27 protein-coding genes are annotated in these 24,840 nt (G+C 69.9%); 22 read left to right on the top strand and 5 right to left on the bottom strand.

The window, feature by feature from the left end:
* The first annotated feature begins 294 nt into the window (after nucleotides 1–294).
* From pyrG to icd, 21 genes are all read left to right on the top strand, one after another.
* The gene (gene pyrG, locus ACYQ8L_RS14550; RefSeq protein ID WP_459942532.1) at nucleotides 295–1,911 is read left to right on the top strand and encodes a CTP synthase; all 1,617 of its coding nucleotides are present in this window, start codon (nucleotides 295–297) and stop codon (nucleotides 1,909–1,911) included.
* Nucleotides 1,908–2,738 (top strand): 3-deoxy-8-phosphooctulonate synthase, encoded by an 831-nt coding sequence (gene kdsA, locus ACYQ8L_RS14555; RefSeq protein ID WP_459942533.1) that lies wholly within the window; start codon nucleotides 1,908–1,910, stop codon nucleotides 2,736–2,738. Before pyrG ends, kdsA begins: the two co-directional genes overlap by 4 nt.
* Entirely contained in the window at nucleotides 2,735–3,703 is a 969-nt protein-coding gene (locus ACYQ8L_RS14560; RefSeq protein ID WP_459942534.1) for a KpsF/GutQ family sugar-phosphate isomerase, read from the top strand. Before kdsA ends, ACYQ8L_RS14560 begins: the two co-directional genes overlap by 4 nt.
* Nucleotides 3,700–4,239: a KdsC family phosphatase gene (locus ACYQ8L_RS14565; RefSeq protein ID WP_459942535.1), complete on the top strand. Its 540-nt coding sequence runs from the start codon at nucleotides 3,700–3,702 to the stop codon at nucleotides 4,237–4,239. The genes ACYQ8L_RS14560 and ACYQ8L_RS14565 overlap by 4 nt, the downstream gene beginning before the upstream one ends.
* Nucleotides 4,236–4,781 (top strand): LPS export ABC transporter periplasmic protein LptC, encoded by a 546-nt coding sequence (gene lptC, locus ACYQ8L_RS14570; protein WP_459942536.1) that lies wholly within the window; start codon nucleotides 4,236–4,238, stop codon nucleotides 4,779–4,781. The genes ACYQ8L_RS14565 and lptC overlap by 4 nt, the downstream gene beginning before the upstream one ends.
* Nucleotides 4,778–5,269, top strand: coding sequence for an LptA/OstA family protein (locus tag ACYQ8L_RS14575; RefSeq protein WP_459942537.1), 492 nt, complete (start codon nucleotides 4,778–4,780; stop codon nucleotides 5,267–5,269). Before lptC ends, ACYQ8L_RS14575 begins: the two co-directional genes overlap by 4 nt.
* Nucleotides 5,266–6,003, top strand: coding sequence for an LPS export ABC transporter ATP-binding protein (lptB, locus tag ACYQ8L_RS14580; RefSeq protein ID WP_459942538.1), 738 nt, complete (start codon nucleotides 5,266–5,268; stop codon nucleotides 6,001–6,003). Before ACYQ8L_RS14575 ends, lptB begins: the two co-directional genes overlap by 4 nt.
* Before the next feature lie 258 nt (nucleotides 6,004–6,261).
* Entirely contained in the window at nucleotides 6,262–7,722 is a 1,461-nt protein-coding gene (gene rpoN, locus ACYQ8L_RS14585; RefSeq protein ID WP_459942539.1) for an RNA polymerase factor sigma-54, read from the top strand.
* Nucleotides 7,723–7,832: 110 nt separating this feature from the next.
* On the top strand, nucleotides 7,833–8,393 hold the full coding sequence (hpf, locus tag ACYQ8L_RS14590; protein ID WP_459942540.1) for a ribosome hibernation-promoting factor, HPF/YfiA family: 561 nt from the start codon (nucleotides 7,833–7,835) through the stop codon (nucleotides 8,391–8,393).
* Nucleotides 8,394–8,439: 46 nt separating this feature from the next.
* Nucleotides 8,440–8,901: a PTS sugar transporter subunit IIA gene (locus tag ACYQ8L_RS14595; RefSeq protein ID WP_459942541.1), complete on the top strand. Its 462-nt coding sequence runs from the start codon at nucleotides 8,440–8,442 to the stop codon at nucleotides 8,899–8,901.
* Nucleotides 8,888–9,847 (top strand): HPr(Ser) kinase/phosphatase, encoded by a 960-nt coding sequence (hprK, locus tag ACYQ8L_RS14600; protein WP_459942556.1) that lies wholly within the window; start codon nucleotides 8,888–8,890, stop codon nucleotides 9,845–9,847. Before ACYQ8L_RS14595 ends, hprK begins: the two co-directional genes overlap by 14 nt.
* 5 nt (nucleotides 9,848–9,852) lie before the next feature.
* A complete protein-coding gene (rapZ, locus tag ACYQ8L_RS14605) occupies nucleotides 9,853–10,707 on the top strand; it encodes an RNase adapter RapZ (RefSeq protein ID WP_459942557.1) in 855 nt (284 codons plus the stop codon).
* A gap of 37 nt (nucleotides 10,708–10,744) precedes the next feature.
* Nucleotides 10,745–11,164, top strand: coding sequence for a PTS sugar transporter subunit IIA (locus ACYQ8L_RS14610; RefSeq protein ID WP_459942542.1), 420 nt, complete (start codon nucleotides 10,745–10,747; stop codon nucleotides 11,162–11,164).
* Nucleotides 11,161–11,649 carry a PTS sugar transporter subunit IIB gene (locus tag ACYQ8L_RS14615; RefSeq protein ID WP_459942543.1) on the top strand — a complete coding sequence of 163 codons (489 nt, stop codon included), beginning with the start codon at nucleotides 11,161–11,163 and terminating at the stop codon, nucleotides 11,647–11,649. The genes ACYQ8L_RS14610 and ACYQ8L_RS14615 overlap by 4 nt, the downstream gene beginning before the upstream one ends.
* Nucleotides 11,646–12,329: a PTS sugar transporter subunit IIC gene (locus ACYQ8L_RS14620; protein ID WP_459942544.1), complete on the top strand. Its 684-nt coding sequence runs from the start codon at nucleotides 11,646–11,648 to the stop codon at nucleotides 12,327–12,329. The genes ACYQ8L_RS14615 and ACYQ8L_RS14620 overlap by 4 nt, the downstream gene beginning before the upstream one ends.
* Nucleotides 12,317–13,060, top strand: a complete 744-nt coding sequence (locus ACYQ8L_RS14625) for a PTS system mannose/fructose/sorbose family transporter subunit IID (RefSeq protein ID WP_459942545.1) — start codon at nucleotides 12,317–12,319, stop codon at nucleotides 13,058–13,060. Before ACYQ8L_RS14620 ends, ACYQ8L_RS14625 begins: the two co-directional genes overlap by 13 nt.
* 11 nt (nucleotides 13,061–13,071) lie before the next feature.
* Entirely contained in the window at nucleotides 13,072–13,350 is a 279-nt protein-coding gene (locus ACYQ8L_RS14630) for an HPr family phosphocarrier protein (protein ID WP_459942558.1), read from the top strand.
* On the top strand, nucleotides 13,347–15,131 hold the full coding sequence (gene ptsP, locus ACYQ8L_RS14635; protein WP_459942546.1) for a phosphoenolpyruvate--protein phosphotransferase: 1,785 nt from the start codon (nucleotides 13,347–13,349) through the stop codon (nucleotides 15,129–15,131). The genes ACYQ8L_RS14630 and ptsP overlap by 4 nt, the downstream gene beginning before the upstream one ends.
* 173 nt (nucleotides 15,132–15,304) lie before the next feature.
* The gene (gene metK, locus ACYQ8L_RS14640; RefSeq protein ID WP_459942547.1) at nucleotides 15,305–16,468 is read left to right on the top strand and encodes a methionine adenosyltransferase; all 1,164 of its coding nucleotides are present in this window, start codon (nucleotides 15,305–15,307) and stop codon (nucleotides 16,466–16,468) included.
* A gap of 161 nt (nucleotides 16,469–16,629) precedes the next feature.
* On the top strand, nucleotides 16,630–17,889 hold the full coding sequence (ahcY, locus tag ACYQ8L_RS14645; RefSeq protein WP_459942548.1) for an adenosylhomocysteinase: 1,260 nt from the start codon (nucleotides 16,630–16,632) through the stop codon (nucleotides 17,887–17,889).
* A 77-nt stretch (nucleotides 17,890–17,966) separates the two neighbouring features.
* A complete protein-coding gene (icd, locus tag ACYQ8L_RS14650) occupies nucleotides 17,967–19,226 on the top strand; it encodes an isocitrate dehydrogenase (NADP(+)) (RefSeq protein ID WP_459942549.1) in 1,260 nt (419 codons plus the stop codon).
* A 162-nt stretch (nucleotides 19,227–19,388) separates the two neighbouring features.
* Here icd and ACYQ8L_RS14655 read toward each other — a convergent pair whose 3' ends face one another.
* Entirely contained in the window at nucleotides 19,389–20,144 is a 756-nt protein-coding gene (locus tag ACYQ8L_RS14655; protein ID WP_459942550.1) for a 4Fe-4S binding protein, read from the bottom strand.
* A gap of 319 nt (nucleotides 20,145–20,463) precedes the next feature.
* Between ACYQ8L_RS14655 and ACYQ8L_RS14660 the strand changes: the two genes are divergently transcribed.
* Nucleotides 20,464–21,936, top strand: coding sequence for a sigma-54 interaction domain-containing protein (locus ACYQ8L_RS14660; RefSeq protein WP_459942551.1), 1,473 nt, complete (start codon nucleotides 20,464–20,466; stop codon nucleotides 21,934–21,936).
* 11 nt (nucleotides 21,937–21,947) lie between these two features.
* Here ACYQ8L_RS14660 and ACYQ8L_RS14665 read toward each other — a convergent pair whose 3' ends face one another.
* From ACYQ8L_RS14665 to ACYQ8L_RS14680, 4 genes are all read right to left on the bottom strand, one after another.
* Entirely contained in the window at nucleotides 21,948–22,649 is a 702-nt protein-coding gene (locus tag ACYQ8L_RS14665) for a hypothetical protein (RefSeq protein WP_459942552.1), read from the bottom strand.
* Between the two features lie 329 nt (nucleotides 22,650–22,978).
* Entirely contained in the window at nucleotides 22,979–23,785 is an 807-nt protein-coding gene (locus ACYQ8L_RS14670) for a methyltetrahydrofolate cobalamin methyltransferase (RefSeq protein ID WP_459942553.1), read from the bottom strand.
* A 128-nt stretch (nucleotides 23,786–23,913) separates the two neighbouring features.
* On the bottom strand, nucleotides 23,914–24,540 hold the full coding sequence (locus ACYQ8L_RS14675) for a corrinoid protein (RefSeq protein ID WP_459942554.1): 627 nt from the start codon (nucleotides 24,538–24,540) through the stop codon (nucleotides 23,914–23,916).
* A gap of 17 nt (nucleotides 24,541–24,557) precedes the next feature.
* On the bottom strand, nucleotides 24,558–24,840 hold a 283-nt coding region (locus tag ACYQ8L_RS14680), incomplete at its 5' end, for a BCCT family transporter (protein WP_459942555.1).

Raw genomic sequence — 24,840 nt, forward strand, 5'->3', positions numbered from 1 at the left:
CCTTTTTTTTCCGGTGTTGTTTATTCGGGTGGTTTTAGCTCCGCTTAAACCGTGGAGGGGGCCCCGTGGGCTGGGTCCGATGCGGCGGGTGAGGGCACGCGCCGCGGCCGCTCCCCCCAAGCCGGGCGGCCCTCGCTGCTCGGGTGTCGCGCTCCGCCAAAACCCCCGGATCCACCAGCTTGTCGTAACTATCTTACCGTCCGCGAAGCCGGGCGGCACGGCCGTCCCCCGCGGCGGAACGACGAACGACCGGCGACCGTGGGCCGGTGACCGAAACTTCCCAAGGAGCTACGGATGCGCACGAAATTCATCTTCGTGACCGGAGGGGTGCTGTCGAGCCTGGGCAAGGGGATCGCCTCGGCGAGCCTGGGGGCCCTGCTGGAGGCCCGGGGGCTCACGATCACCCTGGTCAAGATGGACCCCTACATCAACGTGGACCCGGGCACCATGAACCCCTTCCAGCACGGGGAGGTGTTCGTCACGGACGACGGCGCCGAGACCGACCTCGACCTGGGCCACTACGAGCGGTTCACCCGGGCCCGGCTGAGCGTGCGCAACAACTTCACCACGGGGCAGATCTACGACACCGTGATCTCGAAGGAGCGCCGGGGCGACTACCTCGGGGGCACGGTGCAGGTGATCCCCCACATCACCGACGAGATCAAGCGCCGGATCCGCGAGGCGGCCCAGGGCGCCGACATCGCCATCGTGGAGGTGGGGGGCACCGTGGGCGACATCGAGAGCCTGCCGTTCCTCGAGGCCATCCGGCAGTTCCGGGCCGAGGCGGGGAGCCGCAACGTGATCTACGTGCATCTGACCCTGGTGCCCTACATCGCCGCCGCCGGCGAGCTCAAAACAAAGCCCACCCAGCACAGCGTGAACGAACTCCGGCGCATCGGTATCCAGCCCGACGTCCTGATCTGCCGCACCGACCGGATGCTTCCGGCCGACCTGAAGGGGAAGATCGCCCTGTTCTGCAACGTGGACAAGGACGCGGTCATCACCGCCAAGGACGTGGAGAACATCTACGAGGTGCCCCTGAACTTCCACGAGGAGGGCCTGGACGAAAAGGTGGTGGAACTTCTGAATATCTGGACCGGCCGACCCAAGCTCGACCACTGGCAGAGGATCGTAGAGACCCTGCGGTTCCCCAAGGACCGGGTGCGGATCGCCCTGGTGGGCAAATACGTGGACCTCAAGGAGAGCTACAAGAGCCTGTCCGAGGCCCTGGTCCACGGGGGGATCGGCAACGAGTGCAAGGTGGAGATCGAGTACGTGGACTCGGAGGCCATCGAGTCCGAGGGCATCCCGGAGCTGCTGGGGGAGGTGGACGGGATCCTGGTGCCGGGCGGGTTCGGCCAGCGGGGCACCGAGGGGAAGATCGAGGCGATCCGCTATGCCCGGGAGCAGGGGATTCCGTTTTTCGGGATCTGCCTCGGTATGCAGCTCGCCGTGGTCGAATACGCCCGCAACGTGTGCGGTCTCAAGGGCGCCGGCTCCTCGGAGTTCGACGAGGCGTGCTCCGACCCGGTGATCGACCTCATGCCCGACCAGCGGGGCGTCGTCGAGAAGGGGGGCACCATGCGGCTCGGGGCCTACCCCTGCCGGCTCCAGGAGGGCACCAAGGCCCACGCGGCCTACGGGACCAAGGAGATCAGCGAGCGCCACCGCCACCGCTACGAGGTCAACAACGCCTACCGCGACACCCTCCAGGAGCACGGCATGGTGCTCTCGGGGCTTTCCCCCGACGGCCGGCTGGTGGAGATGGTGGAGGTGCCGGACCATCCGTGGTTCGTGGGGTGCCAGTTCCACCCCGAGTTCAAGAGCCGGCCCACCGACCCCCACCCCTTATTCCGGGCGTTCGTGCGGGCGGCCCTGGCGTACAAGCGGGCCCGCAAGGAGGCGGCGTGAGCGGCGCGGTCCGGATCGGGCCGGTGGCGGTGGGGGGCGGGGCGCCCCTGGCGCTCATCGCCGGGCCCTGCGTGATCGAGTCGGAGGACCTAGTGCTGCGGGTGGCCGAGGGGCTGTCGGACCTGTGCGGCCGCCTCGGGATCCCCCTGGTCTTCAAGAGCTCCTACGACAAGGCAAACCGCACGAGCCTCGATTCTTTCCGGGGCCCGGGGCTTGAGGAGGGCCTGCGGGTCCTGGAACGGGTGCGGGCCGAAACGGGCCTTCCGGTGCTGAGCGACGTCCATTCGGCCGACCAGGCCCGGGCGGCCGGCGAGGTGCTCGACTGTCTCCAGATCCCCGCGTTCCTGTGCCGCCAGACCGACCTCCTCCTCGCCGCCGGGTCCACGGGTAAGCCCGTGAACGTGAAGAAGGGCCAGTTCCTCGCCCCCGAGGACATGGAGGCGGCCGCCCGCAAGGCCCTGGCCGGCGGGGCGGCTGGGGTGCTCCTCACGGAGCGCGGCACCTCGTTCGGGTACCGGTACCTGGTGGTGGACTTCCAGGGGCTCGAGCGCATGAAGCGGCTCGGGTGGCCCGTGGTGTTCGACGCGACCCACAGCGTGCAGCAGCCCGGGGCCCTGTGCGGCCGGTCCGGGGGCGACCGCTCGGCCGTGCCCGCGCTGGCCCGGGCCGCGGCCGCCGTGGGGGTGGACGCCCTGTTCCTGGAGGTCCATCCCGACCCGGACCGGGCCCTGTGCGACGGCCCCAACTCGGTGGCCCTGGGCGAGCTCGAGCCGCTCCTTCGCACGGTGGTGGCCCTCGACCGGGTGCGGCGGGGGGCCGGGGCATGAGCGCGCTCGACACGGCCCGCCGGGTGCTCCGGATCGAGGCCGACACCCTGACCCGGCTCGCCGCGTCCCTGGGACCCGAGTTCGACCGGGCCGTGGACCTTCTGGAGTCGTGCCGGGGCAAGGTCGTGCTGACCGGCATGGGCAAGAGCGGGATCGTGTGCCGGAAGATCGCGGCCACCTTCGCCTCCACCGGCACGCCCTCGTTTTTCCTCCATCCGGCCGAGGGGGTCCACGGGGACCTGGGCATCCTGGCCCGGGGCGACGTGGTGATCGCCGCCTCGAACTCCGGCGAGACCGAGGAGCTCGTGGAGATCCTGCCGGTGATCCGGCGGCTCGAGCTCGGCCTCGTGGCGATCACGGGGAACCCCCGCTCCACCCTGGCCCGCCGGGCCGACGTGGTGCTCCACGTGCCGGTCGAGGAGGAGGCCTGTCCCCTGAACCTTGCGCCCATGGCGTCCACCACGGCCACCCTGGCCCTGGGCGACGCCCTGGCCGCGGCCCTCATGGTCCGGAAGGGCTTCACGGCCGAGGATTTCGCCCGGTTCCACCCGGCCGGGGCCCTGGGCCGACGGCTCGTGCTCCAGGTGGACGACCTCATGCACGACGGCGACGCCGTGCCCCGGGTGGGGGCCGAGGCCCCGATGCCGGAGGTGCTAGTGGAGATGACCTCGAAGCGGCTGGGGCTCACCGGGGTCTTCGACCCCGAGGGTCGGCTCCTGGGGGTGGTCACCGACGGTGACCTCCGGCGGGGGCTCGAGCGAATCCCCGGCTTCCTCGAGAAGCGGGCCCGGGAGGTCATGACCCCAGACCCGAAGCGGGTGCCGAGCGGCACGCTGGCCATCGACGCGCTGCGGACCATGGAGCGCCACGCCATCACGGCGCTCTTCGTGACCGAGCCGGACGACCCGGACCGGGTGCGGGGGGTGGTGCACATCCACGATCTCGTCAAGGCGGGGCTTCGATGACGCTTGAAGAACGCATGGCCCGGGTGGAGCTTTTGCTCCTCGACGTGGACGGGGTGCTCACCGACGGCCGGGTGGTCCTCGACGACCGGGGCGTCGAGACCAAGGCCTTCGACGTGACCGACGGCCACGGGCTCAAGCTGCTCCAGCGGGCCGGGGTGGCCGTGGGGTTTGTCACGGGACGCCGGAGCCGGGTGGTGGAGCACCGGGCCCGGGAACTCGGGGTCACCGAGGTGCACCAGCGGGTGCGAAACAAGCTGGAGGTGGTCCGGGAGATCCTGGCCCGCCGGGGGGTAGCGCCCGAGGTGGTGGCCTACATGGGGGACGACCTGGTGGACCTGCCGGTCCTGACCCAGGTGGGCCTCGGGATCACCGTGGCCGACGCCCCGGAGTACGTGAGGGAGCGGGTCCACTGGGTCACCGGGCGGCCCGGCGGACGGGGGGCGGTGCGGGAGGCCTGCGAGGCGATCCTGCGGGCCCGGGGCGCCTGGGACGAGGTGACCCGCAAGTACTTCCACCCCGAACCCCTCGTGCCGTGAGACGCGGGTGGGTGGCCCTGGGGATCGCGGCCGCGCTCGGGGCCGCCTGGGCCCTGGTGGGCCGGGACCGGGCGCCCGAGAAGCCGGAAGCGCCCGGGACGAGCCGGCAGGAACGCACCGTGTCCCGGGCCGAGGGGATCGAGATCGAGGGGCAGGAACCCGACGGCCGCACCTGGCGGCTCCGGGCGGCCCGGGCCGAGGGGGTCGAGGAGGACCGGGCAGGCCGGATGGAGGAGGTGCGGGTGGAGATCCGGGAGCCCGGCCGGGACCCCACCGAGGTGGCCGGGGCCGAGGCGCGGATCGCGGCGGGCCGGACCGTGTCCCTCGCCGGGGGGGTGGCGATCCGGTGGGCGGGGTACGAACTCCGGGCCGAGGCGGCCCGGTACGACCGCAGCAAAGCCCGGATCGAGGTTCCGGGCCGGCTGGAGGGCCGGGGGCCGGGCGTTCGGCTCGAGGGGGCCGGCGCCACGGTGGACCTCGAAGCGCGACGGGCGCGGGTGCGCGGCCCGGTGCGGGCCGTGGTGGGAGGTGGGTCGAGGTGAAACGATTCGTATCGGCGCTCGCCATCGCGCTCTGCCTCGCGGGGGGCGCCCTGGGGGCGGAGGTCCCGTTGGGGGCGTGGGCCCAGGGGAAGGAGCCCCTCCAGGTGGACGCCGACAGCCTGGAGGTGCTGGGGGGCGAGGGCCGGGTGGTGTTCACGGGCCACGTGAGGGCCCGCCAGGGCGATCTCGTCCTCGAGGCCGAGCGGCTCGAGGTGGTGCTCGACCCCGACACCCGGGAACTCCGGGAGGCCCGGGCGTCGGGGGACGTGCGCATCCGCCGGGGGGAGGTGCTCGCCACGGGCCGGGAGGCCCTCTACGACGCCGGCCGGGGCACGGTGGTGCTCCAGGGGGACCCCAAGGTCTGGCGGGGGAAGGACGTGGTGGCGGGGGAGCGGATCACCCTGTTTCTGGCCGAGGACCGCTCCGTGGTCGAGGGCGCCCGGGCCGTGATCTACCCCCAGGGCAAGGGCGCCGGGGAGGGCCGATGACCGGGCCCGCGCGGCTCGAGGCCCGGGGCCTTGTGAAGCGCTACCGGGGCCACGAGGTGGTGCGGCGGATCGACCTCGCGGTGGGCCGGGGGGAGGTGGTGGGGCTTCTCGGGCCCAACGGCGCGGGGAAGACCACCACGTTTTACATGATCGTGGGGCTCGTGCGGCCCGACGAGGGCTCCGTGTGGCTCGACGAGCGGGAGATCACGGGCCTGCCCATGTACCGCCGGGCGCGGCTCGGGGTCGGGTACCTGCCCCAGGAGGCCAGCGTGTTCCGGGGCCTCACGGTGCGGGAGAACGTCTACGGGGTGCTTGAGGCCCGGGGTGTTCCCCGGCTGGAGGCCGAGGAGCGCACCGAGGCCGTGCTGGAGGCCCTTTCCATCCGGCATCTCGAGGACCGCAAGGCCCATCTCCTGTCCGGAGGGGAGCGCCGCCGGGTCGAGATCGCCCGGGCGCTTGCCACGAACCCGGCCTTCATGCTCCTGGACGAACCCTTCGCCGGCATCGATCCCATCGCCATCGCCGAGATCCGGGACCGGATATTGCAGTTGAAGGGCCTGGGGATCGGTGTCATACTCACAGACCACAATGTTCGCGAAACCCTGGGCGTGTGCGACCGGGCCTACGTGGTGAGCCGCGGCGAGCTTCTGGTGCACGGGACGCCCGACGAGGTGGCCCGGCACCCCCGGGCCCGATCCGTTTATCTGGGGGAGGATTTTCGGCTAGGCGGCTAGGCGGCTGGGCGGCTAGGCGGCCGCGATTCGATCTCCGGAGGCTGTCCTGCCCAGGGGGAGCGTCGACCGTCCCAGGACCCAGAAGTCAGAGGCCAGGCCTCAAGGAACTCCTGTCCTCTTTCGTCTGTCCACTGGCTCCCGATATGAGCCTCGGCGCGCCGCGGCGGGGCCCGAGGGGGGAGGGAGTTCCTCCGCAGGATGCGGCGCTGCGTTCGGCCTAAGCCGGGGCGCGGCGGAACACGTTAGCGAAACGGTGCCATGGCACTTGAGATCCGGCAGAACCTGAACCAGCAGCTGCGCCTGACCCAGGAGCTGGTGATGACCCCCCAGCTCCAGCAGGCGATCAAGCTCCTGCAGCTCTCTCGTCTGGAGCTCCTGGAGCGGGTGCGGGAGGAGCTCGAGGAAAACCCCCTTCTCGAGGAGGTGCGGGACGACGGCGCCTCCGAGGAAACCGCCGAGCCCGAGGGCGAGACCCCGACCCAACCCCAGGCCGAGGCCGCGGAGGCCGACGGAAAGGACGGCGAGGCCCGGGAGCCGGAGATCGACTGGGAACAGTTCATCGCCCACTACGACATCAACCCCACCCCCGACGCCCCCATCGACGTCCCCGAGGACGTCCCCTCCTACGAGAACTACCTGAGCCGGGAGCAAACCCTCCAGGACCACCTCCTGTGGCAACTGAGCCTGAGCCCGATCGAGGGCGACGACCGCACCGTGGCCGAGTTCATCATCGGCAACGTGGACGAGGACGGCTACCTGCGGGCCACCGTCGAGGAGATCGCCGAGGCCGCGGGAGCCGCGGTGGACCACGTGGAGCGGGTGCTCGCGGCGGTGCAGGAGTTCGAGCCCCTGGGCGTGGCCTCCCGGAGCCTCGAGGAGTGCCTTCTTCGCCAGGCCCGGGAGCACGGCCTCGATCCGCTGGTGGAGCGGGTCCTCCTGGAGGGGATGAAGGAGCTCGAGACCAAGAACTACAAGAAGCTCGCGGCCCGCCTCGGGGTGGAGTTCGACGACGTGGTGGAGGCGGCCCGCCAGATCGCCCAGCTCGAGCCCCGGCCGGGCCGGAACTTCGCCTCCACCGGGGCGGACTACGTGGTGCCCGACGTGTTCGTGGTCAAGGAGGGCGACGACTACGTGGTGCGCCTCAACGACGAGGGGGTGCCCCGGCTCCGGATTTCCCGGTACTACCAGCGGCTCCTCAAGGACGACCGGCCCGAGAGCCAGGAGGCCCGAGGGTACGTGCAGGAGCGGATGCAGGCCGCGGTGTGGCTCATCAAGAGCATCCACCAGCGCCAGCAGACGCTCTACAAGGTGGCCTGCTCCATCGTGAAGTTCCAGCGGGAGTTCCTGGACAAGGGGGTGAACTACCTCCGGCCGCTCATCCTCCGGGACGTGGCCGACGACATCGGCATGCACGAGTCCACGGTGAGCCGGATCACCACCAACAAGTACATGCACACCCCCCAGGGGACGTTCGAACTGAAATTCTTTTTCTCGAGCGGCATCCAGAGCGCCGACGGGGAGGATCTGGCGAGCCGGAGCGTCAAGGCCCGGATCCGGGAGCTCATCAGCGAGGAGGATCCCCAGAACCCCCTGAGCGACCTCGAGATCGCCCGGCAGCTCGCCCAGCGGTGGGGCCTCAAGATCGCCCGCCGCACCGTGAGCAAGTACCGGGAGAGCATGGGGATCCTCCCGTCGTCGTCCCGGCGGCGGTACTTCTGACCGCTCTCGGCGGCCCGGAACCGCCCGGCGGACCTCGCGAAATTGACACCCCAAGGGGGGTTTGGTAGGCTCCCGCGCTCCTCTTTTCGAAAGCCCCTCAGGAGGAACCGATGAACCTCAATATCACCTTTCGTCACGCAGAGCCCTCCGACGCCCTCAAGCAGTACGCCGCGGAGAAGGTGCAGCGGCTCCATAAGTACTTCGACGGGATCGTGGACGGTCACGTGGTCCTGACGGCCGAGAAGATCCGGCACCTGGCCGAGGTCACCCTGCACGCCAACGGCACCCGGATCCACGCCCGGGAGGAGAGTTCCGATTTCTACAGCGCCATCGACAACGTGGTCGACAAGCTGGAGCGCCAGCTCAAGCGCTACAAGGAGAAGCTCAAGCGCCACAAGCCGCTGCGGGCCAAGGAGGCCCGGGCGCTCCAGGAGCGGGTGCTCGCGTTCGAGCCGGCCGAGGCCGAGGGGGAGGAGGCCGAGGGCGCGCCGCCGACCCCGCGGGTGATCCAGACCGAGCACTACACGAGCCAGCCCATGAGCGTGGAGGACGCGGTCATGGAGATGGACCTGACTGACCGGCAGTTCCTCGTGTTCACCGACGAGGACGGCCAGGTGAAGGTGCTCTACCGGCGAGAAGACGGAAACTACGGCCTGATCGAGCCGGCCTGATCCGGGCCAGAGGCGGGCGCTCGGGAACCCTCGGGAGGCGGTACGGATGAAACTGCTCGAATTTCTGTCCAGGGAGCGAATCGTGCCCCACCTGAAGTCCCGGGATAAGGAAGGGGTGCTGGCCGAGTTGGTGGACGTGCTCGTGGCCGACCAGAAGGTCCGCGACGCCCGCCAGGCGGTCCAGATCCTCCTGGACCGGGAGCGCCTGGGGAGCACCGGCATCGGGGAGGGGATTGCAATTCCCCACGGGAAGCTTTCGGACCTCAAGGAGCTCGTGGCGGTGTTCGGCCGGAGCCCCGAGGGCGTCGAGTTCGACGCCATGGACGGCGCGCCCGTCCACCTGTTCTTCCTGCTCATGGCCCCCGAAGACTCCGCGAGCACCCACCTCAAGGCTCTGGCCCGGATCTCGCGGCTCCTCAAGGACCGGGCGTTCCGGGAAGAGCTCCTCCAGGCCGAGTCCGCCGAAGCCCTCTACGAGATCATCTCCCGTGAGGATGAAAAGTACTGAGGGGTTCCAGCCCCGCCTCACGGTGGCCGACCTCCTTTCGGAGGCGGCCGGCTATCGCCTCGATTTGGAGTTGGTGGCTGGTGCGGAGGGGCTCGACCGGGAGATCCGCGTGCCCCGGATCCAAAAACCCGGGCTCGCCCTGGCCGGGTACGTGCCCCAGATCCGGCCGCACCGGGTGCAGATCCTGGGGGAGACGGAACTGGCCTACCTCGCGACCCTCGACCGGGCCGTGGCCGAGGCCAACGTGGCCCGGGTGTTCGAGGCGGGGGCGGCGTGCTTCGTGGTCACCAAGGCCCTCGAGCCCCCGGACTACATCCGGGCCCAGGCCGACCGTGCCCGGGTTCCCCTCCTTCGCACCACCCTGCGCAGTTCCGTGTTCATTGATCGGGTGGACCGCTTTCTGGCCGACCGGTTGGCACCCCGGGTGCGGATCCACGGCGTTCTCGTGGACGTGATGGAGGTGGGAATCCTGCTCACGGGCGAGAGCGGCATCGGCAAGAGCGAGTGCGCCCTCGACCTCGTGCGCCGGGGCCACCGGCTGGTGGCCGACGACGTGGTGGAGATCCGGCGGTATCCGCCGTTTCGGCTGGTGGGCACGGGGCTCGAACTCGCGCGTTACCACGTGGAGATCCGGGGGATCGGCATCCTCGACATCCGGGAGCTCTTCGGCATCACCTCGGTGCGCGACCAAAAGGAGGTGGAACTCGTGATCGAGCTCGTCCCCTGGAGGGAAGGGGAGGCCTACGAGCGGCTCGGGCTCGACGAGCGCACCCAGCCCGTGCTCGGGGTGGACGTGCCGTACCTTCGGATCCCGGTGGCCCCGGGCCGGAGCATCGCCTCGGTGGTGGAGGTGGCGGCCCGGAACCACCTCTTGAAGCAGATCGGCCACAACTCGGCCATCCGCTTGGCCGAGCGGCTGGGCTCGGCGCTGCGGGGGGAGCCGTGAAGCGGGTGCGGCTCGTGGTGGTGACCGGCCTTTCGGGGTCGGGGAAGTCCTCGGCGCTTCGGGCCCTCGAGGACCTGGGGTTTTTCTGCGTCGACAACCTGCCGGCCCGGCTCCTGGTGCGGTTCCTCGAGTTGAGCGTGCTCGCCGGGGGCGAGATCCAGAAGGTGGCCGTGGGGATGGATCTCCGGGAGCCCCACTTCCTCGAGGACTACCGCCAGGCGTTCCAGGAAGCCGAGCGACTCGGCATCCGCACCGAGGTGCTCTACCTCGAGGCCACCGACGACGCCCTCGTGCGGCGGTTCAGCGAGACCCGGCGCCGGCACCCGCTGGCCGGGGAGGGGGCGATCCTCGACGGCATCCGCCGGGAGCGGGCCTTGTTTGAGGAGATCAAGGGGGCGGCGGACCGGGTGATCGACACCTCCGGGATGACGGTGCACGACCTCAAGAAGGCGATCTGGAGTTACTTCCAGACGGGCGCCGAGGACCGGACACTGCGGGTCAACCTGGTGAGCTTTGGGTACCGGTACGGCATCCCCCACGAGGCCGACCTCCTGGTGGACGTGCGGTTCCTGCCGAACCCCTACTTCGTGCCCGAACTCAAGGGCCGAACGGGGCGGGAGGCCGAGGTGCAGGCCTATGTGCTCGAAACCGAACCGGCCCAAGAGTTTTTGGCCCGATTCTTGGACCTCGTGGAGTACCTGATCCCGCTCTACGAGCAAGAGGGAAAGACCTCCCTGACGGTGGCGGTGGGATGTACCGGCGGAAAACACCGGTCGGTCACCCTGGTCGAGGAGATGGCCCGGCGCCTGGCGGCGCAGGGCCGGGAGGCTCGGATCTTCCACCGGGATGTGGAGCGATGAGAAAGGGGCGAAGGGCGGCGCGGGACGAGGAACAGCCGTGATCGGGATCGTGGTTGTGGCGCACCAGGATTTGGCCGAGGCCCTCGTTCGGGCGGCTGAGGGGATCGCCGGGCCCATGCCAGGGGTGTGGGCCGTGGCCTTGAGCTATCGGGATCCTGTCGAGGAGGCCCGGCGCCGGTTGGAAAAGACGATCCGGAAGGCGGACCAGGGCGAGGGGGTGCTCGTCTTGACCGATATGTTCGGCGGAACCCCCATGAACCTGAGTCTCCCGTTCATGGAACCGGGCCGGGTGGAGGTGCTGGCCGGGGTCAACCTGCCGGTGCTCCTGAAGGCCCACACGGCCCGCCAGGGCACCGGGGTGGCGACCCTGGCGGAGATGCTTCGGCAGTACGGCGCTCGCAGTTTCGTGCTCGCCAGCGAACTCTGGGAGCGCAAGCCCGCCGAGGGGGCGCGATGAGCGTGGTGCTCGCGCGGGTGGACAACCGGCTGGTGCACGGCCAGGTCCTGGAAACCTGGGTGCCCCACGTGCGGGCTGACCTGATCGTGGTGGTGGGGGAGGCCGAAAGCCGTGACCCCTTCCGCCGCAGCCTGTTCGAGGCCCTCAGCACGCCGCGACTCCGGGTGGAGGTGGTGGGCCCGGACGAGGCGCAAAGGATCGTGAGCCAGGATCCGGCCCGACGGGTCCTGGTGCTTTTTCCCGACGTCGCCGCGGCCCTGGCCGCGTTCCGGGCGGGCCTGCGGTTCGATCGGTTGAACCTGGGGAACGTCCATCCCCGGGAAGGCGGACAGCCCGTGAGCCGGACCGTGTACCTGACCGAAGAGGACGTGGAGGAACTTCGTAGCCTCGCGGCCCAAGGGGTCGAGCTCGACGTGCGCGCCGTGCCCTCGGATGCGGCGCCTCCGCCGGAGACGGTGCTCGGGAACAGGGGGCGGTCCGGATGACCCCGGAGTGGCTGTGGATCGGGGCGCTCGCCGCGGTGGCGGCGCTCGACCGCACGGCGCTGGTGCAGGCGGGCGTGGGCCGGCCCCTGGTCGTGGGGGCGGCCGTGGGGTGGATCCTCGGCCGGCCCGAGGCGGGCCTGCTGGCGGGCGCGCTCCTGGAGCTGTTCTGGCTTTACGATCTTCCGGTGGGTGCGGCCGTGCCCCCGGACGAGGCGGCCGCCGGGATCGCGGCGGCCGCGGGCGCGTGCGCGTTCCCGGAGGAGGCGGGGCCCTGGGCGGCAGGCGGGTACGGCGTGCTCCTGGGGCTCTTGGCCGGCCACCTGGCCGGGCGGGTCGACGAGGCCGTGCGCCGCTGGAACAACGGCTTGGCCGAGCGGGCCCGGGCGCGTCTGGCCTCCGGCCGGCCGGTGCATCTGGGGCGGCTCGTGGCGCTTGGCGCCCTGCGATTCGGTGCGGTGGGGATGCTGGTCGCAGGGGGACTCGCCGGCCTTGCCGCGTGGGGGGGCGACCGGGTGCCCGCCCCCGCGTACCGGGGTCTCGAGCTTCTGGGCGTTACGCTCCCGGTGCTCGGGGCGGCCGCCTGCCTTGGGCGGCTGCCGGCCGGCAGGGGAATCGCGTGGTTTTCCGCGGGGGCCTCGGTGGCGGCCGGGGGACAGAGGGCCGGGCTATGGCCGCGGTGAGGCCGACGGATCTCCTTCGGTGCGGGCTTCGTACCCTGGCGCTTCAGGCCGCGTGGAGCTTCGGCTCGTTCCAGTCGGTGGGGTTCGCCTGGGCCGTGGAGCCGGCGCTCCGCCGGATCCACGGGCAGGGCAAGGCGTACCGGGAGGCCCTGGCCCGGCACCTCGAGTTCTTCAACACCCATCCGTTTCTGGCCGTGGCCGTGGTGGGCGCGGTGGTGCGGCTCGAGGAGGACGGGGCGCCGGCCGACGACATCCGCCGGTTCAAGAACGCCGTCATGGGCCCCTGCGGCGCCCTGGGGGACAGCTTTTTCTGGGCGGGCCTGAAGCCCGCGCTGCTGGCGGGGGCGGTTGTGCTGGCCTGGGCCGGGTTCGGGTGGGGGCCGTGGGCCTTCGTCGCGGTGTTCGGGGGACTCGGCCTTGCGTTTCGGGCCGCGTGGCTCCTGCGGGGCTACCGCAGGGGGCCGGCCGTGGCCCAGGATCTCGCCCGGGCCGGGTTCCTTCGGGGCGCCCTGGTGCTCAAGGACCTCGCCGCGGCGTGTGTCGGCGGCGGGCTGGTTTTGGCCCTGGGGCGGGGGTTGGGCGGCGCCTCGGGCGTCGAGGCCTGGATCTGGGGGGTCTCCGGGGCGGTGGTTGCGGTGGTCGCGTCGCAGGCGGTTCGGCGGGGGCTTCGGGTGGAGTGGCTCGTGGCGGCGTGGGGAAGCGCGTGTGTGATCCTGGGGGTGTGGTGGTGAGCGCAGCCGACATGGTGGAACGCACGTTCGAGATCGTGAACACCCTGGGGCTCCACGCCCGGGCCGCGGCCGCCCTGGTGCAGACGGCCCAGAAGTTCCGGTCCCACATCGAGGTGGAAAAGGACGGCACGGTCGTCAACGGCAAGAGCATCATGGGACTTCTGATGCTCGCGGCCGCCAAGGGGAGCCGGATCACGGTCCGGGCCCAGGGCGACGACGCCGTACGTGCCGTAGAGGAACTGGGCGAACTCATCCGCAACGGGTTCTGGGAAGAGAAGGAGACGGCGTGAAGGTCCTCAGGCAGAGGGCGAGGCTACGGGGGATCCCCGTGAGCCCCGGGATCGTGATCGGGAAGGCGTACCTGGTGGACCGGCGCAAGGTCCATCCGCCCGAGAAGATCATCGAGCCCTCGGAGGTCGAGGCGGAGGTCGAGCGGTTCCGCCGCGCGCTCGACGAGACCCGCCGTCAACTGGAGGAGATCAAGGCCCACTACAAGGAAGGCACGCTCGGGGAACATTCGTACCTCGTGGACGTGCACCTCCTGATGCTCCAGGACCGGATGATCGCCGGGGAGACCGAGCGCCGGATCCGGGAGAACCTGGAGAGCGCCGACTGGGCCCTGTGGCAGGTGCTCGAGCAGGTCAAGGCGTCGTTCGACGCCATGGACGACGAGTATTTCCGCGACCGGAAGACCGACCTGGAGCACCTGGGGGACCGGATCCTTCGCAACCTCACCGGCCGGCGGCACGAGAGCATCGCAGACATCCGCGGCGACGTGGTGGTGGTGGCCCACGACCTCTCGCCCATGGATACGGCCCAGATGGACGTTTCGAGGATCAAGGGGTTTGTGACCGACCTGGGCGGCCGCACGTCCCACACCGCGATCCTGGCCCGGAGCCTCGGCATCCCGGCCGTGGTGGGCCTCGAGACCGTCACCGACGTGGCCAACGGCGGCGACACCATCGTGGTGGACGGCCTGGCCGGCGAGGTCGTCCTGAACCCCACCCCGGAGGAGCTCGAGGCGTTTCGCCGCAAGAAGGCCCGCTACGAGGCGTTTCGCCAGGAGCTCGAGGCCCTGGCGGTGTTGCCCGCGGTCACCCGCGACGGCCACAAGGTGCGGGTGGGAGCAAATATCGAGCTTCTGGACGAGATCCGGTCCCTGCGGCGCTACGGGGCCGAGGGCATCGGCCTTTACCGCACCGAGTTCCTGTACATGAACCGGGAGGAACCCCCCTCGGAGGAGGAGCAGTACGAGACCTACCGCAGGGTCGCGGAGGCCGTGAAGCCCTTTTCGGTGACCATCCGCACCCTGGACATCGGGGGGGACAAGATGGTCCAGGCGGTCCCGATCGAGGACGAGGGCAACCCGGCCCTGGGGCTACGGTCGATCCGGCTGTGCCTCAAGGAGAGGGAGTTGTTCCGGACCCAACTCCGGGCGATCCTCCGGGCGAGCGCCCATGGCTCGGTACGGATCATGTTCCCCATGATCTCGGGGGTGGGGGAGCTTCTGGAGGTCCTGAAGGTGCTCGAAGAGGCCAAAGCCGAACTGGAGGCGGCGGGGCGGGCGTACGATCGGAACGTGCCCGTGGGCGCCATGATCGAGGTGCCGTCGGCCGCGGTCACGGCGGACCTTCTGGCCCCCCATGTGGACTTCCTTTCCATCGGCACGAACGACCTGATCCAGTACGCCCTGGCCATCGACCGGGTGAACGAGCACGTGGCATACCTCTACGAGCCGCTCCATCCGGCCGTGCTCCGGATGATCCGGGCCACCTGCGAGGCCGGGGCTCGGGAGAAGATCCCGGTGGCGGTGTGCGGCGAGATGGCGGGGGAGGAGCTTTACACCCTGGTCCTCCTGGGCCTCGGGGTGACGGAGCTTTCCATGCACACCCTTTCGATCCCCCGGGTCAAGCGGATCATCCACCACACCACCCTGGCGGAGGCCCGGGACCTCGCGGCCCGGGCGCTGGAGCTCCGCACGGCCACCGAGGTGCACGCGTTCGTGGAGGACTACATGCGGGCCCACTACCCCTGGCTGGTGGACCCCCTGGAATGGGGCGGCGAGGCGTAGGGGGCAGGAGTCAGAGGACAGGGGGCAGGGGACAGAAGACGGACGACAACTCGGAAGGGCTGCGAGGCAGCCCGACGGCGAGATGATTCCCCCGGTCCGGCGTTGTTGGCTTTCCCGGACCGGGGACTGCCGACCGCGGACCGAAGACCGATCCAACCGAAAGGAGCACAACCATGGGCATGACCGATTTTCTGTTCACCTCCGAGAGCGTGACCGAGGGCCACCCCGACAAGGTGGCCGACCAGATCTCCGACGCGGTGCTGGACGCCCTGATCGCCCAGGACCCTCGGAGCCGGGTGGCCTGCGAGACCCTGGTGACCACGGGCATGGCGATCATCGCCGGCGAGATCACCACCGAGGCCTACGCCCACATGCCGGACATCGTGCGCCAGACGATCAAGGAGATCGGGTACACCGACCCGGCCCTGGGGTTCGACTGGGAAACCTGCGCAGTGTTGACCTCGATCGACAAGCAAAGCCCCGACATCGCCATGGGCGTGGACGAGAAGGAGGACCACGAGCAGGGCGCCGGCGACCAGGGCCTCATGTTCGGGTACGCGACGAACGAGACCGAGGAACTGATGCCCATGCCCATCGTGTTCGCCCACCGGTTGACCCGGCGGCTCGCGGAGGTGCGGAAGAAGGGCATCGTGGATTTCCTGCGGCCCGATGGCAAGAGCCAGGTGACGATCCGGTACGTGGACTCCAAGCCCGTGAGCGTGGACGCGATCGTGGTGAGCACCCAGCACTCGCCCGAGGTGACCCAGGCCCAGGTGCGCGAAGCCGTGCTGGAGGAGGTGGTGAAGCCGGTGATCCCGGAGCACCTGCTCACCCAGAACACCCGGTACTACATCAACCCCACGGGCCGGTTCGTGATCGGCGGGCCGATGGGGGACTGCGGGCTCACGGGCCGGAAGATCATCGTCGACACCTACGGGGGCCAGGGGAGCCACGGGGGCGGGGCGTTCTCGGGCAAGGACCCGACAAAGGTGGACCGGTCGGCCTCGTACATGGCGCGCTACATCGCGAAGAACGTGGTGGCCGCGGGGCTGGCGGACAAGTGCGAGATCCAGATCTCGTACGCCATCGGCGTGGCCGAGCCGGTGTCGATCATGGTGGACACCTTCGGCACCTGGAAGGTGGAGCCGGACCGGATCGCGCGGCTCGTGCGCGAGGTGTTCCCGCTGAAGCCCAAGCAGATCATCGAGCACCTGGACCTCCTGCGACCCATCTACAAGAAGACCGCGGCCTACGGCCACTTCGGCCGCAACGAGCCGGAGTTCACCTGGGAGCGCACCGACAAGGCCGAGGAGCTGCGCCGGGCAGCAGGGCTCTAAGGGGCTTTGGGGCGTGAATCGTGAATCGTAAATCGTAAATCGTGGGGAGGTGGGGCGGAATCGGTGGACGCTGAATCCGGTGAGTGGGGCCGCTCGCCCCCCTGGCGTCCCAGCCTCCTAGCTTTCCAGCCTTCCAGCCTACACACGCAAAGGAGCTTTCGTTGAAGGGCGACATCAAGGATCCGAATCTGAAGGAGTTGGGGGTCAAGCGCATCCTGTGGGCCGACCGGCAGATGCCGGTGCTCGCGAAGATCCGGGAGCGGTTCGAGAGGGAGAAGCCGCTCGCGGGCCGGCGGATGAGCGCGTGCCTGCACATCACCACCGAAACCGCGAACCTGGCCCGGACCCTGAAGGCGGGGGGCGCGGACCTGGTGCTGTGCGCCTCGAACCCCCTTTCGACCCAGGACGACGTGGCCGCTGCCCTGACGCTGGAGTTCGGGATCCCGACCTACGCGATCCGGGGCGAGGACCGCGACACCTACTACGCCCACATCCGGGCGGCCGTGGAGCACCGGCCCGACGTCACCATGGACGACGGGGCGGACCTGGTGAGCGTGATCCATTCGGACTACCCGGAACTCCACGACCAGGTGGTGGCGAGCATGGAGGAGACCACCACGGGGGTGATCCGGCTTCGGGCCATGGAGCAGGACGGGGCGCTCAAATTCCCGGTGGTGGCGGTGAACGACGCCGACTGCAAGCACCTTTTCGACAACCGCTACGGCACGGGCCAGTCCACCATCGACGGGATCCTCCGGGCCACAAACGTGCTCTTGGCCGGGAAGACCTTCGTGGTGGCCGGGTACGGGTGGTGCGGCCGGGGCGTGGCCACGCGGGCCCGGGGCATGGGGGCCCGGGTGGTGGTGACCGAGGTGGAGCCCCTGCGGGCCCTCGAGGCCGTGATGGACGGGTTCGAGGTGATGCCCATGGCCGAGGCCGCGCGGATCGGGGATGTGTTCTGCACCCTGACGGGCGACATCCACGTGCTGCGGCGCGAGCACTTCGAGGTGATGAAGAACGGGGCCATCGTCGCCAATTCGGGCCACTTCAACGTGGAGATCGACATCCCGGCCCTGGAGGGGCTGGCCGAACGGGTGGAGAAGGACGTGCGGCCCAACGTGGACGCCTACGTGCTTGCCGACGGCCGGGAGATCTACCTCCTGGGCGAGGGCCGGTTGATCAACCTGGCGGCGGCCGAGGGGCACCCGGCGAGCGTGATGGACATGAGCTTCGCGGTGCAGGCGCTCACGACGGAGTGGGCCATCCAAAACGCGGGCACGCTCGAGCCCCGGGTATACACGGTGCCCCGGGAGATCGACGAGTGGGTGGCGAAGCTCAAGCTCGAGACCATGGGCGTGGCCATCGACACCCTGACCGAGGAGCAGCAGAAGTACCTGAGCTCCTGGGAGATGGGCACGTAGAGAGCGGCCGTTTCGCTTCCCAGCTTCCCAGCCTTCCAGCCTTCAAGCCTTCTAGCTTCGAAAAGGGAGGAACCGCCTTGTCTCAGGTGATCCAGTTCGATCCGCCGGCCTCGGGGAGCCCCATCGAGAAGGGGCCCGACGGCCGGCTCAAGGTGCCCAACGACCCCATCATCCCGTTCATCGAGGGCGACGGTACCGGCCCCGACATCTGGCGGGCGGCGCGCCGGGTGTTCGACCGGGCCGTGGAGCTCGCCTACGGCGGGGAGCGCAAGGTGTGCTGGTACGAGGTGTTCGCCGGGGAGAAGGCCTTCGACCGGTTCGGCGAATGGCTCCCGGCGGCCACCCTCGAGGCGATCAAGCGCTACCGGGTGGCCATCAAGGGGCCGCTCACCACGCCCGTGGGCGGCGGCATCCGAAGCCTCAACGTGACCCTGCGCCAGGAGCTCGACCTCTATGCCTGCGTGCGGCCGGTGCGCTACATCCGCGGGGTGCCCTCGCCCATGCGCGAGCCCGAGAAGGTGAACGTGGTCATCTTCCGGGAGAACACCGAGGACGTGTACGCGGGCATCGAGGCCCCGGCCGGGAGCCCCGAGGCCCGGGAGCTCATCGAGTTTTTGATGATCAAATGGAACCGGCGCATCCCCGACGACGCCGGGGTCGGCATCAAGCCGATCAGCCGCGAGCGGACCCGGCGGCTCGTGCGCATGGCCATCCGGTACGCCCTCGAGAACAACCGGGACTCCGTGACCCTGGTCCACAAGGGCAACATCATGAAGTTCACCGAGGGGGCGTTCAAGGAGTGGGGGTACGAGGTCGCCCGGGAGGAGTTCGGCGACGTCACGGTCACGGAGGAGGAGCTCTGGGAGAAGTACGAGGGCGTCCACCCCACGGGCAAGATCGTGATCAAGGACCGGATCGCCGACGCCATGTTCCAGCAGCTCCTTCTGCGGCCCGAGGAGTACGGGGTGCTCGCCATGCCCAACCTGAACGGCGACTACATGTCCGACGCGGCCGCGGCCCAGGTGGGCGGGCTCGGCATGGCGCCGGGCGCGAACATCGGCGACGAGTACGCTGTGTTCGAGGCCACCCACGGCACGGCCCCCAAGTACGCCGGCCAGGACAAGGTGAATCCGAGCTCCGTGATCCTTTCGGGCGCCATGATGTTCGACCACCTGGGCTGGCACCGGGTGGGCCAGCTCATCCACGAGGGCATCGCCCGGGCCGTGGCCCACAAGCAGGTGACCTACGACCTGGAGCGCCAGATGGAGGGGGCCACCTGCCTCAAGTGCTCCGAGTTCGCGGAGGCGATCTGCTCCTTCATGGAACAGGAGGCGTGAGGGCGCCGCTGGGCGGTGGGCGGGACGTTGGGACGGTAGGATGCTAGGACGTTCCGTCCGCACGTTCGCACGTCCTAACGTCCGAACGGACGGCCGTCCGCACGTCCGCACGTCCTAGCGTTCGAACGCATCGCCGTCCACGCGTCCCAGCGTCCCAACGCCCTACGGCACTCCCAACGCGCAGGGGCCCACGGCGCACTTGCCGCAGGCGTCGGCGCCGGTGCGGGCCTCCACCTCCTGGAGCCGGGCGTAGCAGGCCCACCTGTCCAGGTTGGGCTCCCCGGGCCCGGCTTCGCGCAGGGCGCCGCGGGGGCAGGCCCGCACGCACGCTCCGCACGAGCCGTCCCGGAACCAGGGGCAGTGCTCCCCCTCGGGTCTCGGGGTGGGGGAGATCGCGGCGTCGAGGGCGAGGCTCCCGAACCGGCCGGCGCACCCCGCCGGTGTGATCAGCATCCGGTGGAGCCCCCAGGTGCCGAGGCCGGCCACATAGGCGGCCGATTTGTGGGACCACCGGCTCACCAGGGTCTCGGGGTCCCAGTTGTGGGTGGCCGCCTGGGCAGCGGCCCGAACCCCCCGGGCCTGCAGGGCGTCGATCAGTTCCTCCACGGTGCGGTTGATGAGCGCATTCGTCTCGAGGTAGGCCGTGGTCCAGGCCTCGGCCACCCCCTCCCCCCGCCGGTTCGCCCGCACCACCTCCTTCCCAAACGGCACGAAGAACGCCACCACGGTCCGCGCCCCCGGCAGGAGCTCCCGGGGCAGGAGGTGGGTGGGCTCCACCGCCCGGCGGATCTCCCCCCACAGCGGGTCGTCGGCCGCCGCGAACCCCACCACGGGCGCCCGGTAGGGCGTCTTTCCCCCGGCCCGGGCGACCCGGTCCGCGACAAAGCGGGTGAGGAACGCGGCCAGTTCGTTGTCCATGGAGAACTCCTCGCTCCAGCATCGCTCGGACGTTGGGACGACCAACCGCCGGGAATCGAGAGACCGCCGTTCGTCGAGTGAACCTCCGTTGGTCGCCGGGCTGCAACGACCCGCGACTTACGTCCGTCCGCACGTCCGCCCGTCCTAACGTCCGCACGGTTTCCCGTCCGCCCGTCCCCACGTTCTAGCGTCCGCACGGATCCCGTCCGCCCGTCCGCACGTCCCAACGTCCGCACGGGCGCCCCGCGCCGCTTTGCCCGGTTGCGCCGAGGGTTGATACCATGCGGCCGGCGAAGCCGGCAACCGGCGAGGAGGCCCCATGCCCAAAGCGAGATTCCGGAACCCGCGGGAGCGCGAGGCGTTTCTGCGGTCTGTCGTGAACTACCGGGACATCCTGGAGGCGTTCGACGAGGGCGTGATCCTGACGGACCGGGAGGGGTACATCGTGTTTTACAACCCCGCCCAGTCCCGCATCGACCAGACCGACCCCGAGGAGGCGTTGGGGCTCAAGGCCACGGAGCTCTACGACCTAACGGACGAAACCAGCCTCATCATGCGCTGCCTTCTGTCGGGCCGGCCGGTCTTGAACGAGCACCTCGTCTACCGCACCCGGTACGGCCGCATCGCCAACACGATCTGTTCCGTGTTCCCGCTGTTCGGGGAGGGCGGCGAGCTCGTGGGTTCGGCCTGCTTTGTGCGGGACTACCACCTGGTGGAGCAGACCGTGACCTCGATCTGCAGCCACACCCTCCCGGACGGGGTCGACGCGCAGCGGGAGCAGAAGCGGTTCACCTTCGACGATCTGATCGGGGACCACCCGGCGTTCCGAAGGGTGGTCCAGACCGCGAAGACGGCGGCCCTGACCCCTTCGGCCGTGATGCTCCACGGCGAAACCGGCACGGGGAAGGAACTCTTCGCCCAGGCGATCCACGCCTTCGGGCCGTGGAAGGACGCCCCGTACGTGGCCATCAACTGCGCGGCCATTCCGGAGAACCTCCTGGAGGGGCTCCTGTTCGGCACGGTGCGGGGCGCGTTCACCGGGGCCGTGGATCGGCCGGGCCTCTTCGAGAAGGCCAACGGGGGCGTGCTCTTTCTGGACGAGGTGAACTCCATGCCACTGGGGCTCCAGGCGAAGCTCCTGCGGGCGCTTCAGGAAAAGCGGGTCCGCCGGGTGGGTTCGCTGGAGGAGCGGCCCATCGCCGTGAAGCTCCTGAGTTCCGTGAACGAGGACCCCCACCAGGCGGTGGAGGCCGGCCGGATGCGGGTGGACCTCTTCTACCGCCTGGGGGTGGTGTTCCTGCGGATCCCGCCGCTGCGGGAGCGGCGTAGCGACATCCCGGTGCTGGTGCGGTTTTTCGTGGACCGGTTCAACCGGGAGATGGGCCGCCACGTGGAGGGGGTGGCCGACGAGGTCATGGACCTGTTCCTCGACTACCCCTGGCCGGGCAATGTGCGGGAACTCGAGCATGTGATCGAGGGGGCCATGAACGTGGTGGCGGAGCGCGACCGGCTCGAACTCGGGGACCTGCCGCCCTACCTCGTGCGGCGCCGGCCGGCCGCGGCCCCTTCGGAGGCGCCGGAGCCGGGGCCCGTCCCGGCCGATCTCAAGGAGGCCCAGAAGGCGGCCGAACGCCGGGCGATTCGCGAGGCCCTGGAGGCCGAGGGCGGGAACATCACCCGGGCGGCGGCCCGGCTCGGGATCTCGCGCCAACTGCTCGGGTACAAGATGCGGCGCCACGGGCTGCGGCGCGAGGAGTTCCGCCGGCCCGCCCGGGGCCGGGCGGCCCGGTAGGAGAGCCGGGCTCAGCCGTGGGCCCCGACCCCGCAGGCCGGGCCGGAGGCGGGCGAGGCATCGCCGACAAACGGGGCCCGGCGCGAGGGGCACGACGCCCGGGCGCAAAACCGGCACGACACGAGGAGGGCCCGGGAGGGGAAGAAGATCCCCGAAACGGACTTCTTCGGCACCATGAGGAGGCTTTCCGTAAGCCCCACCCCGATCTTTCGCGCGCCGTCGCCCAAAAGGCCAAACACCGCCCGCTGCCCCTCGATGGGCCAGTCGGGCAGGCCCCCCGGATGGAGGCTCGAGAGCCGGGGCAGCCCGAAGGCCTCGCGAACCCGGCGTTTCCACCGGACCTGGGCCTTGGCCAGGAACAGGTTTCCCACCTCGTGGAGCCCGTACTGGTCTAGGGGGGAGTCGGCGGCCGAGGCGGCCTCCTCCACCGCCGGGCCCAGCGTCACGGCGTAGGCCACGATCCGGTCCCCCACCAGATGCCCGGCGAGAAGGGCGCTTTCGATCCGCACTCCGCCCACCGAAACGCCCCGGTCGTCGCGCTTCGATACGCGGCCTTCCACCGCCACGCCCCGCGGATCGGCGAGGGCGGCCACCGTCTCGATGAACGAGGCGGCCCGCTCGAGGCCGCGGGGCACCCGCTCCATCCGCAGGCGCCGCAGGGCCTGCCGGGGCGTCACCCGCACGGCGATCGGTTCCGAGAGCGTTCGGTTCATCGGGAACTCCATGAGGCTTCCGGTGGGACGTTAGGACGTTAGGACGTTAGGACGCGGAAACCTTTCGCGATTCCAGCGTTGGCTCCGTTCCATCCTGCGGGAGCGACTGCCGTATCAGGGGCCAGAATTCAGAAGTCAGAGGTCAGAGAACCCCCTGTCCTCTGTCCACTGATTCCTGACACGGTCGCCACTCCCACATCAGGGTCTGACCCGGGCGTTACCCCTCGTGCGTCGCAGGGCCCCCGTGGGGGCCGGAACGGCTTCCCCCCGAAAAAAAGGGGCCCCGGGGCGGGGCCGACCCCGCCCCGGGAGGAGGGAAGCACGGGATCTCAGAGGTTTTCGAACCGCTTGGCCCGGTAGGCCTTGAGGTATTTCATGCAGTAGTTGTCCCGGCCGGCCAGGGCCTCGGCCGCGATGATCTGGGCCATCATGCGCCGGTCGAGGGGGTTGATGATCGCCCCGTCCAGGCCCTTGGCGATGGCCATCACCATGAAGGTCTGATTGAGGAGTTTTCGCTCCGGCAGGCCGTAGCTGATATTGGAAAGCCCGCACATGGTGTGGATGCCCGGGAACCGGGCCATGATCTGCTCCACGGCGTTGAGGAACTCCACGCCGAAATCGCTGCGGGTGGAGAGCGGCTGGACGAGGGGGTCCACGTAGATGTTCCCCACCGGCACCCCGGCCTGCACGAGGCCGTTCACGAGCTTGTCGGCGATGGCCAGGCGCTGGTTGGTCGTCTCGGGCATGCCCTCGTCGCTCATGCACAGGGCCACCACCCGGAGGTCGGTGCCGGCCACCACCGGGAGCAGGGCGTCGTAGCGCTCCTTCTCCAGGCTGATCGAGTTGATCATGGCGGGCGCCGGGCCCTTGTGGACGGCCAGCGCCGCCTCGATGGCCTTGGGGTCGGGGCTGTCGATGCAGCACGGCGCGTCCACGGCCGACTGCACGGTCTCCACGAGCCAGCGGAGGTAGTCGGCCTCCTGGCCCACGAAGATGCCGGCGTTGACGTCGATGTAGTCGGCGCCGGCCTCCCGCTGGTCCCGGGCCACCTGGGCGATGGCCTCGGCGTCCCGGGCCTCGATGGCCGGTGCAATGGCCTTGCGGCTCGCGTTGATGAGTTCTCCGACGATGATCATTGGGCTCACTCCCTTCGGTCGTTCGCGTTGGGACGTGCGGACGTTGGGACGGTAGGACGCTGGGACGTTAGGACGGTGGGACGTCCCGTCCGCACGTCCGCGCGCCCCAGCGTCTTCCCGGTCCGCCGTTAGGCCGCCATCAGCCGCCGGGCCAGTTCCACGGCGCCGGGGGCGTCCTCGCTGTACCCGTCGGCCCCGATCTTCTGGGCGAACGCTTCGGTAACCGGGGCTCCGCCCACCATGGTCTTGAGGGGCAGGCCCTGCTCCCGGATGGCCTTCACCGTGGCCTCCATGGCCGGCATGGTGGTGGTGAGGAGGGCCGACATGCACACGATCTGGGCGTTGTTCTGCTGGGCGGCCTCGATGAACTTCTCGGTGTCCACGTCCACCCCCAGGTCGATCACCTTGAACCCGGCGCCCTCCAGCATCATCGCGACGAGGTTCTTGCCGATGTCGTGGAGATCGCCTTTCACGGTGCCGATGACCAGCGTGCCCTTGGGCTGGGCCTGGTCGCCGGTCAGAAGGGGCCGGAGCACCTCCAGGCCGGCCTTCATGGCCTGGGCGGCCATGAGCATCTCGGGCACGAACAGCTCCCCCTCGCTGAACTTCTGGCCCACCTCGTCCATGGCGGCGATGAGGCCCTGATTCAGAATCTCCTGCACGTCGGTGCCGGCATCGAGTTCGGCCCGGACGAGTTCGGGCACGCGCTCTTCGTCGAACTCCAGGACGGCGTTGAAAATGTCTTGGATGGCCATGTCTTCTTCTCCTTGGTTCAAGGGTTCGGCGGGGCGTTTCGGAGTTCACCCGCCATGTCACGCACGGTGGAAACGATCAGGAGCACCATCACGACCAGGAACGGGAGGGACCCGACGATCGAGGCGGTCTGGAGTCCCTTGAGGCCGCCGGCGTACACCAGGGCGGCCGCCACGAGCCCAAGGGCGGCGCCCCAGAACACGATGAGCCGCCGGCTCGCCCGCTCGGCTCCTCCGGTCGAGAACGTGCTCACCACGTAGGTGGCCGAGTCGGCCGAGGTGATGAAAAACGAGGCGATCAGA

The sequence above is a fragment of the Deferrisoma palaeochoriense genome, assembly GCF_054656955.1.

Excerpts from the sequence above, each read along its gene's own strand:
- ACYQ8L_RS14675 (WP_459942554.1), bottom strand. The coding sequence starts at position 24,540 with ATGGCCATCCAAGACATTTTCAACGCCGTCCTGGAGTTCGACGAAGAG.
- ACYQ8L_RS14665 (WP_459942552.1), bottom strand. The coding sequence starts at position 22,649 with ATGAACCGAACGCTCTCGGAACCGATCGCCGTGCGGGTGACGCCCCGG.
- ACYQ8L_RS14595 (WP_459942541.1), top strand. The coding sequence starts at position 8,440 with ATGAAACTGCTCGAATTTCTGTCCAGGGAGCGAATCGTGCCCCACCTG.
- ACYQ8L_RS14620 (WP_459942544.1), top strand. The coding sequence starts at position 11,646 with ATGACCCCGGAGTGGCTGTGGATCGGGGCGCTCGCCGCGGTGGCGGCG.
- hpf (WP_459942540.1), top strand. The coding sequence starts at position 7,833 with ATGAACCTCAATATCACCTTTCGTCACGCAGAGCCCTCCGACGCCCTC.
- ACYQ8L_RS14655 (WP_459942550.1), bottom strand. The coding sequence starts at position 20,144 with ATGGACAACGAACTGGCCGCGTTCCTCACCCGCTTTGTCGCGGACCGG.
- ACYQ8L_RS14560 (WP_459942534.1), top strand. The coding sequence starts at position 2,735 with ATGAGCGCGCTCGACACGGCCCGCCGGGTGCTCCGGATCGAGGCCGAC.
- ACYQ8L_RS14615 (WP_459942543.1), top strand. The coding sequence starts at position 11,161 with ATGAGCGTGGTGCTCGCGCGGGTGGACAACCGGCTGGTGCACGGCCAG.
- metK (WP_459942547.1), top strand. The coding sequence starts at position 15,305 with ATGGGCATGACCGATTTTCTGTTCACCTCCGAGAGCGTGACCGAGGGC.
- ACYQ8L_RS14565 (WP_459942535.1), top strand. The coding sequence starts at position 3,700 with ATGACGCTTGAAGAACGCATGGCCCGGGTGGAGCTTTTGCTCCTCGAC.
- lptB (WP_459942538.1), top strand. The coding sequence starts at position 5,266 with ATGACCGGGCCCGCGCGGCTCGAGGCCCGGGGCCTTGTGAAGCGCTAC.
- ACYQ8L_RS14625 (WP_459942545.1), top strand. The coding sequence starts at position 12,317 with ATGGCCGCGGTGAGGCCGACGGATCTCCTTCGGTGCGGGCTTCGTACC.
- ACYQ8L_RS14630 (WP_459942558.1), top strand. The coding sequence starts at position 13,072 with ATGGTGGAACGCACGTTCGAGATCGTGAACACCCTGGGGCTCCACGCC.
- hprK (WP_459942556.1), top strand. The coding sequence starts at position 8,888 with ATGAAAAGTACTGAGGGGTTCCAGCCCCGCCTCACGGTGGCCGACCTC.
- ACYQ8L_RS14660 (WP_459942551.1), top strand. The coding sequence starts at position 20,464 with ATGCCCAAAGCGAGATTCCGGAACCCGCGGGAGCGCGAGGCGTTTCTG.
- pyrG (WP_459942532.1), top strand. The coding sequence starts at position 295 with ATGCGCACGAAATTCATCTTCGTGACCGGAGGGGTGCTGTCGAGCCTG.
- ACYQ8L_RS14670 (WP_459942553.1), bottom strand. The coding sequence starts at position 23,785 with ATGATCATCGTCGGAGAACTCATCAACGCGAGCCGCAAGGCCATTGCA.
- rpoN (WP_459942539.1), top strand. The coding sequence starts at position 6,262 with ATGGCACTTGAGATCCGGCAGAACCTGAACCAGCAGCTGCGCCTGACC.